This window comes from Streptomyces sp. NPDC054863 (assembly GCF_053610825.1).
Map to the genome: position 1 here is coordinate 1 of NZ_JBSGZD010000563.1, position 1,404 is coordinate 1,404.

Below are 1,404 nucleotides of genomic sequence, written 5' to 3' on the forward strand. Positions count from 1 at the left end.
GGGGGGGTGCCCCTATGACTTTGGTCAAGGGGTTGGGGCGGGTTGGGGGTCGTAGAAGGTGCCGTCGCGGAGCATGGCGAACAGGACGTCGGCCCGGCGGCGGGCGAGGCAGAGCAGAGCCTGGGTGTGGTGCTTTCCCTGGGCGATCTTCTTGTCGTAGTAGGTCCGTGAGACGGGGTCGCCCAGTGAGGCGAAGGCAGAGAGGAAGAAGGCCCGTTTGAGCTGCTTGTTTCCCCTGCGGGAGGGTTGTTCGCCGCGGATGGAGGAGCCTGAGTTCCTGGTCGCGGGGGCGAGTCCGGCGTAGGCGGCGAGGTGGGCGGCGGTGGCGAAGGTGCTGCCGTCGCCGATCTCGATGAGGATGCGGGCTCCGGTCCTGACGCCGATGCCGGGCATGGACGTCAGGACTTTCGAAAGAGGGTGGGCCTCCAGCAGTTCTTCGATCCGGGTGGCGAGGAGTTTTCGCTGGTCGAGGACGGCTTTGAGGGAGCCGGCCAGGCTGGGGACGATCAGTGCGGCGGCGTCGGTGCCCGGGACGACGACGGTCTGTTCGTCGAGTGCGGTGAAGACGTCGGTGACGAGCCGCTCGGCCATCCTGGGCGCCTTGGGGCGAATCAGGCTGACCAGACGGCGGCGTCCGGCCTTCTTCAACTCGGCTGGTGAGCCGTGCTGTTGGAGCATCAGTAGCACGGCCGGGTGCTGGATGCGCGGGCCCAGGACGCGTTCCAGCGAGGGGTGGATCTGGGTGAGGAGGCCGTGCAGCCGGTTGGCGATGCGGGTGGCTTCGCCGGTCAGGTCGTCGTCGAAGCCGACGATCATCTCCAGCTCGGCGATCGTCTCGTCTTCGAGCTCGATGGACCGCAGGGTGTGGGGCATCGAGCGGGCGGCGTCCGCGATGATGAACGCGTCCCTCGCGTCGGTTTTGGCCTCGCCGGGATAGAGATCGGCGATCCGCCGCATCGTTAATCCGGGCAGGTAGGCGACCTTGCAGCCCACGTCGCGGGCCACGGCCAGCGGCAGGGCGCCGATCGAGGCGGGCTGGTCGACGACGACCAGGACGGTGCCGTGCTTGGCCGTCAGCTTGTCGAAGAGCTCGCGGAGTTTGGGTTCGGTGTTGGGCAGCCGCTTGTCGAAGACCTTCTTCCCGGCCGGGTTCACCGCGGTGGCGTGGTGTTCGCCTTTGCCGACGTCCAGGCCGAGATAGACGTCGATGTCGCCGGTGTCGATCACGTGCAACCTCCGGTTGTGCTCATCCGGCCTCGAAGCCACGGCACCGATCGCCACATCCACATTACGAAGAGCCTCCCGACCTGCGAAGAAGTCGGAGGTCATGCCCCTAATCAGCGGTCAGTCAGTGCCTCCGGGACCGGTGACACCACCCCCCGGATCATGGTCAACAAGGGGGGG

At 67.1% G+C, this 1,404-nt stretch carries 1 protein-coding gene; it reads right to left on the minus strand.

The features are described from left to right. Positions 1 to 24: 24 nt before the first annotated feature. Positions 25 to 1,227: an IS110 family transposase gene (locus ACWGIG_RS38910; RefSeq protein WP_453326443.1), complete on the minus strand. Its 1,203-nt coding sequence runs from the start codon at positions 1,225 to 1,227 to the stop codon at positions 25 to 27. Positions 1,228 to 1,404 lie beyond the last annotated feature (177 nt).